General features: G+C 57.5%; 14 protein-coding genes and 3 pseudogenes. 6 read left to right on the top strand and 11 right to left on the bottom strand.

Annotated elements, in window-relative coordinates; genetic code table 11:
- Window positions 1–457 precede the first annotated feature (457 nt).
- Window positions 458–697: pseudogene (locus LC354_RS22440) on the bottom strand (DDE-type integrase/transposase/recombinase); the annotation flags it as partial.
- 153 nt (window positions 698–850) lie between these two features.
- Window positions 851–1,063, bottom strand: a complete 213-nt coding sequence (locus tag LC354_RS22435) for a YgaP family membrane protein (protein ID WP_223428075.1) — start codon at window positions 1,061–1,063, stop codon at window positions 851–853.
- Between the two features lie 201 nt (window positions 1,064–1,264).
- On the opposite strand from LC354_RS22435, the gene LC354_RS22430 reads away from it, so the two are divergent.
- Window positions 1,265–1,534 carry a DUF7220 family protein gene (locus tag LC354_RS22430; RefSeq protein WP_223428074.1) on the top strand — a complete coding sequence of 90 codons (270 nt, stop codon included), beginning with the start codon at window positions 1,265–1,267 and terminating at the stop codon, window positions 1,532–1,534.
- Here LC354_RS22430 and LC354_RS22425 read toward each other — a convergent pair.
- The 3 genes from LC354_RS22425 to LC354_RS22415 all read right to left on the bottom strand — a co-directional run bounded on the left by LC354_RS22425 (window position 1,516) and on the right by LC354_RS22415 (window position 2,584).
- Window positions 1,516–2,055 carry a DUF3489 domain-containing protein gene (locus LC354_RS22425; protein ID WP_223428073.1) on the bottom strand — a complete coding sequence of 180 codons (540 nt, stop codon included), beginning with the start codon at window positions 2,053–2,055 and terminating at the stop codon, window positions 1,516–1,518. The genes LC354_RS22430 and LC354_RS22425 overlap by 19 nt on opposite strands.
- Before the next feature lie 92 nt (window positions 2,056–2,147).
- Window positions 2,148–2,375: a hypothetical protein gene (locus LC354_RS22420; RefSeq protein WP_223428071.1), complete on the bottom strand. Its 228-nt coding sequence runs from the start codon at window positions 2,373–2,375 to the stop codon at window positions 2,148–2,150.
- Between the two features lie 14 nt (window positions 2,376–2,389).
- Complete coding sequence (locus LC354_RS22415) at window positions 2,390–2,584, bottom strand: DUF6900 domain-containing protein (RefSeq protein WP_223428070.1); 195 nt, start codon at window positions 2,582–2,584, stop codon at window positions 2,390–2,392.
- Window positions 2,585–2,697: 113 nt separating this feature from the next.
- Here LC354_RS22415 and LC354_RS22410 point away from each other — a divergent pair, with 113 nt between their 5' ends.
- From LC354_RS22410 to LC354_RS22395, 4 genes and pseudogenes are all read left to right on the top strand, one after another.
- Entirely contained in the window at window positions 2,698–3,237 is a 540-nt protein-coding gene (locus LC354_RS22410; RefSeq protein ID WP_223428069.1) for a hypothetical protein, read from the top strand.
- Window positions 3,185–3,982, top strand: a pseudogene (locus LC354_RS22405) (phage terminase large subunit family protein); the annotation flags it as partial. The gene LC354_RS22410 and the pseudogene LC354_RS22405, both read left to right, overlap by 53 nt.
- Window positions 3,981–4,199: pseudogene (locus tag LC354_RS22400) on the top strand (YcbK family protein); the annotation flags it as partial. The pseudogenes LC354_RS22405 and LC354_RS22400, both read left to right, overlap by 2 nt.
- Window positions 4,196–4,453, top strand: coding sequence for a hypothetical protein (locus LC354_RS22395; protein WP_223428067.1), 258 nt, complete (start codon window positions 4,196–4,198; stop codon window positions 4,451–4,453). The pseudogene LC354_RS22400 and the gene LC354_RS22395, both read left to right, overlap by 4 nt.
- 780 nt (window positions 4,454–5,233) lie before the next feature.
- On the opposite strand, the gene LC354_RS22385 is transcribed toward LC354_RS22395, so the two are convergent.
- The 5 genes from LC354_RS22385 to LC354_RS22365 form a co-directional block, all read right to left on the bottom strand.
- Window positions 5,234–5,662, bottom strand: a complete 429-nt coding sequence (locus LC354_RS22385) for a GFA family protein (RefSeq protein WP_449649486.1) — start codon at window positions 5,660–5,662, stop codon at window positions 5,234–5,236.
- A gap of 244 nt (window positions 5,663–5,906) precedes the next feature.
- Complete coding sequence (locus LC354_RS22380) at window positions 5,907–7,661, bottom strand: adenylate/guanylate cyclase domain-containing protein (RefSeq protein WP_223428064.1); 1,755 nt, start codon at window positions 7,659–7,661, stop codon at window positions 5,907–5,909.
- Window positions 7,662–7,677: 16 nt separating this feature from the next.
- Window positions 7,678–9,102 carry a pyridoxal phosphate-dependent decarboxylase family protein gene (locus tag LC354_RS22375; RefSeq protein ID WP_223428063.1) on the bottom strand — a complete coding sequence of 475 codons (1,425 nt, stop codon included), beginning with the start codon at window positions 9,100–9,102 and terminating at the stop codon, window positions 7,678–7,680.
- 12 nt (window positions 9,103–9,114) lie between these two features.
- Window positions 9,115–10,197 carry a PLP-dependent cysteine synthase family protein gene (locus LC354_RS22370; RefSeq protein ID WP_223428062.1) on the bottom strand — a complete coding sequence of 361 codons (1,083 nt, stop codon included), beginning with the start codon at window positions 10,195–10,197 and terminating at the stop codon, window positions 9,115–9,117.
- 176 nt (window positions 10,198–10,373) lie between these two features.
- Window positions 10,374–11,042, bottom strand: a complete 669-nt coding sequence (locus LC354_RS22365) for a hypothetical protein (RefSeq protein WP_223428061.1) — start codon at window positions 11,040–11,042, stop codon at window positions 10,374–10,376.
- A 7-nt stretch (window positions 11,043–11,049) separates the two neighbouring features.
- Between LC354_RS22365 and LC354_RS22360 the strand changes: the two genes are divergently transcribed.
- Window positions 11,050–12,615, top strand: a complete 1,566-nt coding sequence (locus LC354_RS22360) for a winged helix-turn-helix domain-containing protein (protein ID WP_223428060.1) — start codon at window positions 11,050–11,052, stop codon at window positions 12,613–12,615.
- Between the two features lie 247 nt (window positions 12,616–12,862).
- Here the strand turns inward: LC354_RS22360 and LC354_RS22355 are convergent, their stop codons facing one another.
- A complete protein-coding gene (locus LC354_RS22355) occupies window positions 12,863–13,477 on the bottom strand; it encodes a transmembrane anchor protein (protein ID WP_223428055.1) in 615 nt (204 codons plus the stop codon).
- Window positions 13,478–13,707 lie beyond the last annotated feature (230 nt).

Genomic DNA, 13,707 nt, shown 5'->3' with positions numbered 1-13,707 from the left:
GCCGCCGAACAAGCAAAGGGGCCTGGGCGCCCAGCTCAAAGAGCGACACCGGCTAACATCCAAGCTGATTGACGCGCCGCGACAATCAAAAACACAAAACCCTTGATCGCGATAGAAAACGACGGCATCGTCTCAAGTGTCGCGACCAAGGATTCTCATCCTGATTGACGCGCTCCTCGCATCCAGATTGTCGCGCTACAGTAGGGCATCGAGCGGTGTGGCCGACCCAGCACAAGGTAGAGCAGTTGTGTCAAGTCCACGCGATCTTTGTAAGAAGCGACGATATGAGCGGTGTGCCACCGAGGACGCTATTGCCAACAGCGCAGCGACTGTGGCGATCCAGAAAAGAAGGGTTAGGACATCGGATATCATCCTTAGCTGCCTTTACCATTGAGACCAAAGCGCCACCTTGCTTTGATCGGTAAGTGGTCAGAGGCGCGGCGTGACAATGGACTGTCACCTCGCCCTCGTGATCCACGGCTCGCCAAAGGCAGTGCGTCTCGCCCTTGATTTTCACCAAAACCTCGTCCAGATGCCATGGCCAGTCCGAATATGCACGCATCCGGCTGACCCGGATTCGCAGGATCTCTGCGGCAAACATCGGGCCGAACGGGTTCCACCAGAACCGAACCGTTTCATGGCTGATATCGACACCGCGCTCGTGCAGCAGGTCCTCAACGTTGCGGAGCGAAATCGAACGCACATCATGACCGCCAGGCGAATGATCTCGGGGCTGCTGTGAAAGCCCTTAAATGGGTCACTTTTTATCTTGGGTGAAGGCTACGGAACCGCCCTGCCCGTCTCAACCCAATTTGTACTGACAAAGACGTAAAGACGGTATCCATTGACCTCACACCTTGCAGGTGCGGATGCCAAGAATTGAATACGCCGGGCAAGTTCGCATCAGGCCTGTCACCGTCAGAACCACCCCCACCAGGATCGCGCCGTATTTCATAACGGCACCGTCAAAAATGGTCAGTCCACTGAAAAGCGCTGCCGCGATGAGCGCAACACCCAGAACCAGCCGGACCCCACGGTCCACAGTTCCTACATTCGTAATCATTTATCCAACTCCTGTTCATCTGTCCGCATTCAAAAATGGCGCATGCTGGGTAGCTGCTTTGGCACGAGCGAATGCGGATCAGTCTCATAGCTATTCCACTTGGCGCGGGCGGTGTCGCTAACTTGGATCAAGCGGCGAGACGACAAAGCGTGTGTTCGCGCTGAGCACCTCTTCGCTTTTCGGACAAGCTGCAATCAGCCGATGGGGACCGCGCCTATCGCCAATGTTATTGTCGGTTACAGCACCGCCGTAATAACTCAAATGCTGGCGTTTCCGTGGTTCGGACTGCACATGCCGCTGGCGCAGAACCTGAAGCTGGCGATGGCCTTCACCTTCATCAGCATCGTCAGATCGTTCGTGTTGCGACGTGTGTTCGAGGCGATCAGGATCCACAAGGCAGAAACGAGAAACCGCCGCCCGGGCAGGACGGCGGCATCACCCTCCGGTGGTGTTCAGGAGAGAATTTTGTAGACCTGACCGCGTCCGTCGATCTTTTCCGAAATAACATCCAGCCCCAGCTTCTTCTTCAGCACCCCGGAGATTGCTCCGCGCGCGGTGTGAGCCTGCCAGCCGGTGGCTATGGTGATCTCCGGCATACTCGCGCCGCCTTTCGCTTCGAGCATCGCTATCAGTTGGGCCTGCTTGGTGCCTGTTCGCGGGGGTTTAGGCGCGTTCGGCGCTTCCCGAGGCTTTGCCCCCTTGCGAACCCGCGCCATGGTTTGCACCACTACGGGTTCAACTCCGATGGCAGCAAGCCCGGCTTCGGTCACCACCAGCGTGGTGCCATGGCCATCGCCGGTCTCGCGCCAGAGAGGCTCGCAGTGGCGGATATCGGCATCGGCCTCTTCGAGGAAACCGCGTCCAATCAGCATGGTGACCACCTTTTTGGCCGCAGCTCCATGCAGCCCTTTCGGCAGCGGCATTGCAAGATTGCCGGGGCGCTGGGCACCGGCGGAGAGGATGTGGGATTGGGTATTGGTGAGGTCAGCCATTCAGGCCTCCGTGATTAGGGGGCGCAGAATGCGGGCCCTTCTACCGGGGCAAGCCCGCCGCATTGGCGGGCCGCGTCATGGCGCGTGGTCGTCTAGTCGGCGTGTTCGCCCTCGTCAAACGCGCTGTCGGTAATCTCACGCAGCTTGCTGGCATAGTGGGTGAGCGTTCCAACGTCGCCCCAATTGACGTCATCAGGGCTGGTGTTGAAATGCTCGCCGCTGAAGCCTTGCAGGCGCGTCAGCATCGCATCGATGTCGACCTTGGCGGTGAGGAAGGCCGCAAGGGCCTCGGCATTGTCTTTGGCGGGTCGGTTGGTCATGGTTCTGTCTCCGCTCATCGTTTCGCCGCTGTCTGACCGGCGGCATATGCTGCGGCCAACGCGTCACGGATCGACCAGATCGAAACGTCATGGAAATCCAGCACGTCGCTGTTTCGGGTCTCGAGAGTTTCAATGTTCGGGAAGTGCTTCAAGGCGATCTCCAGAAGGAGAGCTTGCGGTGCGGGTTTGGCTTGGATCTTCGCGGTCATGGATCTGTCTCCGGCGGGTGTGTCGTTTTGTACAATCAGAATCGCTCGATCTGGCTTCTTAATCAAATGAATACCAAGCAATATCATTGCTTTAGATACGCGGTGGGATGGTTATGGAAGGAATGAGCGAGCGGGAGTATTCTGCCCATTCCGGCCTGTCGCGCGGGGCGATCCAGAAGGCCAAGCAGACCGGGCGGATGGTGCTGTGGGCGGATGGCTCAATCAATGCCGCTGCCTCTGATGCGCGACGGGCCGAAACAACCGATCCCGATCAGCAGCGCCGGGCTGTTGGTGGCGCAGAAAGCAATCTCAGCGGTCCCGCTGATAGCACGTCCTATCTCAAGGCCCGCACCGCGCTGACCGTCTATCAGGCGCAGGAACGCCAACTGGCAATCCAGAAGAAAAAGGGCACATTGGTCGATCGGGCGCGCGCCGAAACGCTGGTGTTTCGTCTGGCACGCGAGGAACGCGATGTCTGGGTGACCTGGCCTGCCCGCGTCGCGGCGTTGATGGCCGCACAAGTGGCAGCGGAGGTGGAAACGGCAACGGGGCGCCCGGTGATCATCGAGGCCGCGATCATCCAGAGAGTGCTGGAAACCCATGTCCGCGAACAGCTTGACGCCCTCGCCGATCTCCGGGTCAGCCTCGGATAGTGACTGCACGGCACACGATGACCTGACCGCACACGATGACCTGACCGCAGACGTCGACCTCAGCTTTGACGGGGCCGAAGACATACTGCGTGCCTGGCGTCAGGGACTGCGCCCGGACCCGGACCTGACGGTTTCTGAGTGGGCGAACCAGCATCGCTGGTTGTCCTCGCGGGCCAGTGCTGAACCCGGACGGTACCGTACGGATCGCACGCCGTATCTGCGCGAGATCATGGATGCGCTCTCCCCCCGGCACCCGGCGCAGCGTATTACCTTCATGAAGGCGGCGCAGGTCGGGGCAACAGAAGCAGGCAACAACTGGATCGGGTTTGTGATCCACCATGCGCCGGGTCCAATGCTTGCGGTGCTGCCCACGGTCGAGATGGCCAAACGCTCCTCGCGCGGTCGCCTTGATCCGCTGATCGAGGAAAGTGCTGCTCTGCGCGCGCGGGTCAAACCGGCGCGCTCACGCGATGCGGGCAACTCGATGCTGTCTAAGGAATTCCCGGGCGGCATTCTGGTGCTGACCGGCGCGAACTCCGCCACCGGCCTGCGCTCGATGCCCGCGCGTTACATCTTTCTCGATGAGGTCGATGCCTATCCGGCCTCGGCGGATGAAGAAGGCGATCCGGTTTCTCTGGCTGAGGCGCGCACGACGACCTTCGCGCACCGGCGCAAAGTATTCATGGTCTCGACCCCGACCATCCGGGGCCTCAGCCGGATCGAGCGGGAATACGAGGCAAGTGAGCCGCACCATGAAGGGTGGCGGCGCGGCAGGTGTCGCGACACTGGGCGCGGCTGGAGTTGAGGTGGTGCAGAACATCCTGGCCGAGACCCAGTCTGCCGTAATTCCGTTGGTGCCATATCTCGACACGCTCCGGTGGGTGTTTATTGCCGTGGCATTGGCTGGGATCACAGTAGCGATTTATGCACGGCTCGATGATTGGAAACGGGGGCGGCGATGATAGTCACCTTGCTTAGCGGGATTGCCGCCAGTTCATGGGCGCGAGTCGCCCTGCGCTACGGCGCCGTTGCAGTTGCTGTCCTGTTTTTCATGCTGTCGATCCGCCGCTCCGGTGAGCGCGTGGGGCGGCAAGCGGAGCGCCTCGAAGAAATGGAGAAGATCAATGAAACCCAACGCCGGATGCTGGAGGCGGCGGCTCGCCGTCCTCGTGATCGGGGCGAGCTGGTTGACAGGCTGCGCGACGGCGGGTTTTGAAACGAACGGCGTGGCGGCATGCCCCCCGGTCGTGGAATACAGCCGGGAGCTTCAGGCCCGGACGGCAGCGGAATTGGCGCTGCTGCCGGTCGGATCGGGCGTCGTCGAAATGATAGGTGACTACGCTGTCATCCGGGATCAGGCGCGCGGCTGCAGATAGAAGCGCCTCTGTTTCCTGGTCTTCGGTACGATCTGAAAAGCATAGATCACTCCAAAGGCCTGATGTCCTTTTCGCCAATTTCAAGCTGTCTCCTGTCCGAGGGAAAAGCCAGCCGTTCGAATTCCCCGGAGCGAACGGCTTTTGTACGCAGAGAGCGAAATTTGCAAAGTTTGGCCCGTTCCCCGACAGCGGCCTTTCGTGTAGCGTGCGGCGATCGACCGGTGAGAGCCCATAGTCCCTGATGCTGCACTTTGCACGAAGGACCTCTAACGACCGAAACCAACTGAAACTGCCTTGAACCCGTGGCGGGCGGAGTGAAGCCACGACCTTCAATCATGCAGCAATAAAGATCGGCTTTGCCGCATCTCAAAGGCAGGCTGACCCAAAGTAAACAAAGCTGTTTTCAACTACGATCAAACTGCCGTTAAGGTCAGGGCAATCGCGTTTGGAAATCTGAGAGACGAGAGGGTGAGCTGAAGAAGAACTTCTCGGGTCTCTCGTCGAATTCGTGGTGAGGTTTTGATGATTTTCGATCTTGATGCGACGAAATAAACCCAAACGCGATTCCCCTGCCGTTAAGGTACAGGCGAACCGGCCAGTTGAGCCTCAATCCTACATTGTTACTCTGAAACGCTTTCGCCACTCCCGCCCAATTCGGAAGGGAAGTCCTTCATCTTCGGCAGACCATCTTTCATGGGCAAGACGGTTTCAGCATAGTTGACGTGCACACCTGGCGTAAAAGTCTGGCTTGGGATCGTGGCGGCGTAAACATCCATCAACCCCCAATGCGGGTGAAATGTCATGAGATGCCCTCCGCACTTCGTGCAGAATTGACGATCGCTTTTCTCGGTCTTCTTGAAGTGGCCAATAGAGTCTTGGCCACGCGTAACTTTGACATTCTCGTTCTTGAACAAAGTAAAGGCATTGACGGGTCCGGCAGACCATGAACGACACGACTCGCAGTGGCAGTATCCCATAGCTTCGGGATTCCCCGTCACTTCGACTTCAACTGCGCCACAAAAACACGCTCCTTTTTGTGTCTTGGACATTTGGCACCCACTGTCGAAAGCGAAACTGGCACAATGCCAACTCTCACCTCGAAAACGTAGCTTACCACATATTGGGTAAAACCGTTTTTATTCGTGAAAGGGGCTGGAAGGCGTATGCGACCACAGGGTTTGAGTCTCGGCTATTGGACGGGTGTCCTTTCCGATGACCGAACTGCGGCAGGTGGTTTCAAGCTGAAATTGTCTGGCCCACTGTGGTCAGAACTATTTTTTTGCCACCTATTACTCACTCTTCGGGAATACCCAGTTCGCGCAGATAGACGGCCATATTTTCAAGCGCCGACGGAGAGAAGACCATTGCATCCTTGTACCGCTTAACAGTCATTCCTGGATAGGCTTTCAGCATTACCTCCCTTGATGCCTCGGCTTCCTTAACCCGGCCCGCTGCCAACAGCGCCGTTGCCAGATTGCGGTGAATCCAGAACGCGCTTGGTCTTTCCATCAAGGCCCGCTGGAAAAGATTGGCGGCCGCATCGAAATCGCCCGAGATCTGATGCGCGCTGGCGATCCCGACAAGATTGTTGAAATTCATCGGATCAAGCGGACTAAGGCGCATTGCGTGTTCGAAATGCTCAAAGGCAGCTTCGGGTCGGTCGGCATACACTTCGAGCCAGCCCAATCGGCTCAGGGCCCATGCGGCATTCGGGTCAAGTTGAATCGCACGTTCCAGCATGATCCGTGCAGTGCCGTGATTGCGGGCAAAAGTATGCACGACACCTAACACAGACAGGATCAGCGGATCATCACCCGACAAACTAGCCGCCTTTTCCGCCACCTGAAGGGCGCGGGACTTGGCGCTTTCGATGTCATCAGCCCAGTTGTAGACCGAGTGCTGTGCCCAGCACCAACCCGACAAAGCCAGCGCCAGAGGATAATCAGGATCAATCGCCAGCGACTTTTCGAGCAGTTCAAGTGCACGGGCGGACTCCTCCTGTTCTTGCATCCAGACATGGCGGATGGCCCGCATCGCATAGTCGTAAGCGCCCATGTCATGTGGCCGCTTGCGCGTTGCACGGTCGATTTCGGCCTTCTGGATCGAGGGTTGCAACGCTCCGGCAACCTGCTCGGTAATCCGGTCCTGAAGATCGAACAGTTCGCTGTCCGCGCCATCGTATTTTTCGGCCCAAAGATGCGCGCCTGTTGTCGTTTCGATCAGCTGAACGGTGATCCGCAGTTTACCACCCGCGCGCTGCACCGACCCTTCCAGAACATAACCCACGCCCAGTTCGCGACCGATGTCGATGACATTCATGTGGCGGCCCTTGTAGGCAAAGGCTGAATTGCGGGCGATCACAAAGAACGACCTGATCCGCGACAAAGCGGCGGTCAGACTTTCGACAACGCCATCGGCAAAATAGTCCTGATCCGGGTCGCTCGACATATTGTCAAAAGGCAGTACCGCAATCGAGGGTTTGTCGGGGAGCGATAGCTGCTGCGGAATTTCGGTTGACCGTGTGTCGGGCCAACGAAACACACGGATCTTGCGGGCAATGTTTTTCAGGACACGTTCGCCCACATCCGCGAAAACAGCGTCTAACTTGCCGCTGACATGCTCGTGTGCCGTGGCACTCAGCGCTACGCCACCGGGTATGCAGACTTCCTGGATACGGGCCGCGACGTTCACGCCGTCGCCATAGATATCGATACCTTCCAGGATCACGTCGCCAAGATTGATCCCGATACGCATGGCAATTGCCTTTTCGGGAGAGGTCCCGTCGTTGAAGGCAGGCATCGCCTCTTGGATCGCAATTCCGGCCGCTACCGCATCAACCACGCTGGAAAAAATGATGATTGCGCCGTCGCCCATCAGCTTCACGATACGCCCCTGATGGTGGGTCACCTGTGGGGAAACGACAGTTTTCTGCAACCGTTTGAGACCGGCGAGTGTTCCATCCTCGTCCAGGCCCATTTGCCGGGAAAAGCCCACGACATCCAGCGACATGATCGCGGCGAGTTGTCTTTGTGTGCGATGGGTTAGCATGGGACGTCGTCCCCGTTCATCGTTTGATGGTCTGGAAAAGCGGCGCAGATGCGGAAACGTTTATCCAGGCCGCGCGAATTGCTTTTGTTGCTATTACTGCATCCTGCACTGTTGTGGCATCACAAATCAAGGAGATGCGCATGACCCATTCACCGCGCCAAGCGGCACCGCCGACAAAAATGATGCCCTCGCGCACCAGCTGATCAATAACGGCTTCGGCCAACACCTTGCGCCGTTCCGGTCCGTCATCGTCCTGGCCGAAGCGTAGAATAACCTGGTTGAGTACCACATCGTTCATGACCTGAATGCCGGGTGTTGCCGCCATGTCCCGCGCAATCTGGCGCGCCAATGTGCAATGGTTGCGGACCATCCTAACAATGCCGCTGCGCCCCAGCGATTTGAGCACTGCCCAGGTGGGCAATCCGCGCGCCCGGCGTGAAAGCTCAGGCACCAGAAAAGAGGGAACCCTGTCGTTGGCTTGGTGCGCGGGCAGGTAGCTGGCCGAGGTCGTCATTGCGCTCAGAAGGGCTTGCGGGTTGCGCACTATGGCATAGCCTGAATCGAAGGGCACTTGCAGCCATTTGTGGCCATCAACGACCCATGAGTCGGCCTTTTCGACTCCTTCAGCAAGGGCACATAAGTCGGGATCGGCGCGGGCCCACAACCCAAAGGCTCCGTCCACGTGGAGCCATGCGTCGTTGTCGCGGGCAATGTCTGCTATCGCCAGAAACGGATCAAAGGCCCCGGTGTTGATCTGACCTGCCTGTGCAATGATCAGCTTGGCGCCTTTTCTATGCGCGCACTGTCGTGCCAGGTCTTCGGGTGAAATCCGGCCCTGCCCGTCGGTATCGACCCGGATGAGGCGCTGAGACCCGAAGCCCAGATACCGCAGGGCAGACAACACCGATGTGTGAACATCGTCCCCGACAAAAACGTGGATCTCGGGCGCGCCAAAAAGACCTTGAGCCTCGACATCCCACCCTTGTCGCCGCAGCAATGCACCGCGCGCGGCAGCGAGCGCTGTAAAGCTGCCGACGGTGGCGCCGCTGACAAACCCTACAGCGGCATCACGAGGCAGGTCCAGAATATCGAGCAGCCAGCCCGCCGCGGTTTCCTCCACTGCTGCGGCCGTTGGCGAGGACCCATGCATTGCGGCGTTCTGACCCCATGCTGACGCCAGCCAGTCAGCCGCAACACCGACGGGCGCGGACCCACCGAGGACCCACCCAAAAAACCTCGGGTGCGTTGTTTGCATCAGGCCGGGTTCGCCCAGGTCTGCCAGTTCCTGGATCACCGCGCTGTCTGGGCTGCCAGTTTCTGGCAAAGGTGCCGCAAAGCTCGCACGCATCTGATGGTAGCTGCGTTGTGGCGGCACCTTTTGATCGGCCACACCGGCCCGATATGCCGCAGCGCGGCGGTATGCTGTTTCAAAAGCGTCCATCGGCTTGGCCACTCAGTCCATTTGCGCATCAGGGGTCGAGTGAGAGATCGCAACCTCTTCGGCATCCATGTCCTCGGCGATATTCTCGAACATAGGTGTTGTCAGATACCGCTCTCCAGTGTCGGGCAACATACAAAGGATGACGGAGCCTTCTGGTGCGGTTTTGGCAACTTCCAGTGCAATGGCAAAGGTCGAGCCTCCGGAGATACCGGTTAATATCCCTTCCTTTTGGGCCAGATCCTTTGCGCATTGGATGCCATCAGCACCAGCAACTGGGATCAGGTCATCATAAAATGCGTTGTCAATCGCCTCCTGCAATACGGCGGGAATGAAATCGGGGGTCCAGCCTTGGATCGGGTGGGGCTCAAACGCCGGGTGGCTCGCGGCAGGCGAGTTGTTGGCGTCGCGTTCCTGCTGGTGGCCGCTGCCCAAAAGCTGCGCATTGGCGGGCTCCGTCAGGATGATCTTGGTGTCCGGGCGCTCCTTGCGCAGAACGCGCGCGGTGCCCGTGACAGTCCCGCCAGTGCCATAGCCTGTGACGAAATAGTCCAGTCGTGAATCCTTAAAATCAGTCATGATTTCGCGGGCTGTGGTGGCCTCGTGGATCTCTGCATTGGCTTCGGTTTCAAACTGGGCTGCAAGAAACCAGCCATGTTTTTCCGCCAGTGCAGCAGCCTTCTTGTACATTCCCATACCTTTTTCGGCGCGCGGGGTCAGGATCACCTTTGCACCCAACATCCGCATCAGGCGGCGGCGTTCGATCGAAAAGCTGTCAGCCATGGTTACAACCAGCGGATAGCCTTTTTGAGCGCAAACCATCGCCAGACCGATGCCGGTATTACCACTTGTGGCTTCGACAACCGTTTGCTCGGGTTTGAGCACACCGGAGCGTTCTGCAGCTTCAATAATGTTCACGGCCAGACGGTCTTTGATAGACCCTGCCGGGTTGAACGCTTCGGCTTTGACGTAAATTGTTGAGCCATGTGTGGGAATGTTGTTCACACGGATCACAGGTGTATCACCGATGGTATCCAGAACGTTATCATAAAGCCGCCCACGACCTTTGGTAGTTCTGACGGATGTATTTGGTGACATTTGACGATCCTTTATTTGGAGTGCTCTTACAGCGATGTTAAGTCATTCAGGCGAGCTTTTCTTTTCCCTGTCCATAACCCTGACCTGCGGGTTGTCGACCGGCACTAAGTATTGCGGTCGAAAAGTGCTTTGACCCAGAGGCGCGCGGATATCAGATTTGTGTATTCTCAAAACGATCAGGGTGCCTGTTTCGCCTCCATCGGTAGCATGACGTGGGCCAGCGGCGTGTCGCCCCACATGACGTAGGGGCCACCAACAAAGGGATTGCGGGGAAGGTCGGCAACCATTTCCATGTTCGGAAATAGCATCATGACATGCGGCCCGTCCTGCACCCAAACACCACCATCATTGGGATCGGTTGCCATGGGGTTGTCGTTGTTTACCAGCGCATCTCCGGCCAACATATAAGACACACCAATCACGTCGGTTGAAAAAGCAGTCCCTGAGGCGGCGGCTGCCATCCATTTCATCCAGACGGCGTCGTTGCACATCGGGTGTTGATCGCCAGGAATCAAGCCAATACCCGGCAAACAGACCCAGCCGTTTGTTCCTGCGCGTAGAATGGTGCCGTCTACGTCCATGATTGTGGCGGCGTTGGTGACGTCCGCGGGGGCTGCGGTGATCGCGCGCGCAATTTTGTCCTCAACGGTTTCTGCATTGGAACCTGTGGCTGCGCAGATGATGGAAATTGAAATCATGGCGGTGAAAGAACAAAATGAATATTTGAACATTTCGGTTTCTCCTCTTTGGTAATATGGAATGACCAATTTTTGGCACATCTCGTACTGGCGTGCTTGAGGGAGACTTGAGTTTTTCATGGCGTTTCTCTCAGATGCGCCTAACAATTAAGGTATGCGTTACCGATTTGATCCTTTTACGCTGGACGTAGATCGCGGTCTGTTGCTTGAGGTCGACCGCGACATGGCTATTGAACCACGTGCCTTTGCGTTGCTGTCTCTCTTGGTGATGAACCACGACAGGATGGTGACAAAAGACGAGATCGTCGAGACGGTGTGGCACGGTCGCATTGTATCTGATGCGGCCATTGCCACGGTGATCAAGACAACGCGCAAGGCCTTGGGCGACGACGGCGCCACCCAAAAATTCATTAGTACAATACGCGGTCGGGGCGTGCGTTTTGTCGGCAGCGTAACGACCAGTGTGCCCGCCCGCGTCCTAGGCCCCGGTGATATTGCAGCAGCGATTGACATCCCCACACAATCCAAGCGCCCATCGATTGCCATTTTACCGTTTCGCTTGATTGGCTATTCCCAAAACTACAGCGCCATCGCGGACGCCATCCCTGCCGAGCTAATTTCATGCCTGTCGCGCCTGCGGTGGCTGACCGTGGTGTCGCGTGGATCAACGTTTCGCTTTCGTCAAGAGAACCCTGACCTGACCGTAATCCATGACGCGCTGGGAACGAATTATTGCCTGACGGGCTTGGTCGAGATTTTCGGTGCCGTAATTGCGGTATCGGTTGAATTGTCGGACACGCGCAGTCAAGCTGTGATCTGGAGCGAACGGTTTTCCGGCACAGTCGACGATGTCAACCAGACCAGAAACGATATCGTGACCCATGTGATTTCGGCGTTCGAACTGCATGTACCTTTAAATGAGGCTGAACGCGCGCGTCTGGTACCGCCTGAAAATCTAGATGCTTGGGGCGTCTATCATCTTGGGTTGCAGCATATGTATCGCTTCAACAGAGCCGACAATCAGATTGCTGCGGACTACTTTGAACGGGCCACAACGCTGGAACCCAGCTTTGCGAGAGCGTATGCCGCACGGTCTTTCACCAGCTTTCAAACAGCTTTCCTGAAGTATCGTGGCAACGCCTCGGCAGAAGCTGACAATGCCCGTCGTTTCGCCGAAAAATGCATCGAGCTCGACCCGGTGGACCCTTTTGGAAACTTTACTATGGGCCGCGCGCATTGGCTTCGTGGTGATCCGGAAGCAGGCATGCCATGGATTGACCGCTCGATCGAGCTATCCCCGAACTTTGCGCAAGGCTTCTATGCACATGGCTGGGCCGACGTGATGGCGAGCCGGGGCAACAAAGCGCTTAGGCAGTTGGAACGGGCGATTTCCCTCAGCCCGCTCGATCCTTTTCTCTATGCGATGCAAGCTGCCTGCGGCCTGGCGTATCTGCAACTGCAAGACTTTGAGAAAGCAGCGTACTGGGCCGAAAAAGGCGCCCGGGCGCCCGGCGCACATTTTCTGATCGGCGCAATAGCCGCCATGATCCTCAAAATGAAAGGAGATGATGAAAAGGCCGCGTTTTGGGCAAGAACGGTTACAGAGCGCAGGCCGGATGCCTCGATCGCAACGTTTTTCGATGCGTTCCCCTTCGAAGACGCAAAAATGCGGCAATCGATACATGACGCGCTTACCTCCGTTGGGCTAAAGGAAGGCTAACGGGACCTGTAAGCCATCTCCGACCCCGCGCTCTAACGCTTTCTGACGGGGAGCCTGCCGGGTTCATTGTGTGTCATATATAGCTGAAACTACAACATTTCACGATTCCATGGAGGTCTGGATTGTCCAAAATCAGTCGAAAGCCTGATCCGCGGGAACGGCAACTTTGTCCGCATCTTTCCATTTGAAGTCCGGTGTAGCGAACGGCCCACCCACACATCCCTGCGCGGGTGACCAGTTTCTTGCATCACTCGCTACGAACGATGTTGCTGTAGTCGCCACGCAATTGCAGGATCACGGTGATGTTAGCATCATCACGGTTTCGCCAGAACCAGCCGTGATCCCCCGCGAAGGGGGTCTCAAAACTGCCGTCACCTGATGTTTGGCCGCGACCTCTGTCGTAGGTCACTTCCTCACCATCTGCATGAGCGTGAAGATCGAAGTTGATCCTCCCGCCCGTGGCGACCCACGCGTAGGTCAACGTGGCACCTTCCTCCATCGTGGCCTTGATCTCGGTGGATGCGCTCGGCGCGAGGGTAAATGTGATCTCGTCCTGCCAAACTTCTTGCGCGTGTGCTGCCCCGACGAATAGGCCGAAGATATCATTCATCAGATATGAGCTGTCATCTTTGCCATGAAGCGCTTCGTCCGCCGCCGCTTCGGCGGCAAGCTGCTGCTTGATTTCGCCCATTTCCGTAAGGCCAAGGATGCTCCCTACGCCTGTGGGGTCGGTGCCGTATTCGGCGGGCAGGTAGACCATAGCGCCTATGGCGACTGCCGTCAGGCTGGCAATGATGGTTGACCGGCGTAATTGGGTGGGGGTCGGCAGGTCTTCGATGTTGGGTTTCGGTGCGTTGTGCATTTTTCTCTCCAATCTTTATGTGCTGGCGATATATCCGGCGATCTGCTGGTAGGTCAGCAGGACACCCAGAAAGACCATGATGATGTTTGCGGCAGTGGCCTGACGCATAAAGTTCGTGCTTCTGCGTGTAGCGCGACAATCTGGATGCGAGGAGCGCGTCAATCAGCTTGGATGTTAGCCGGTGTCGCTCTTTGAGCTGGGCGCCCAGGCCCCTTTGCTTGTTCGGCGGC

The organism is Tateyamaria pelophila, assembly GCF_019966495.1.
In the GTDB taxonomy this organism is placed as follows: Bacteria; Pseudomonadota; Alphaproteobacteria; order Rhodobacterales; family Rhodobacteraceae; genus Tateyamaria; species Tateyamaria pelophila.
This window is presented reverse-complemented; position numbering and strand designations above follow the sequence as displayed.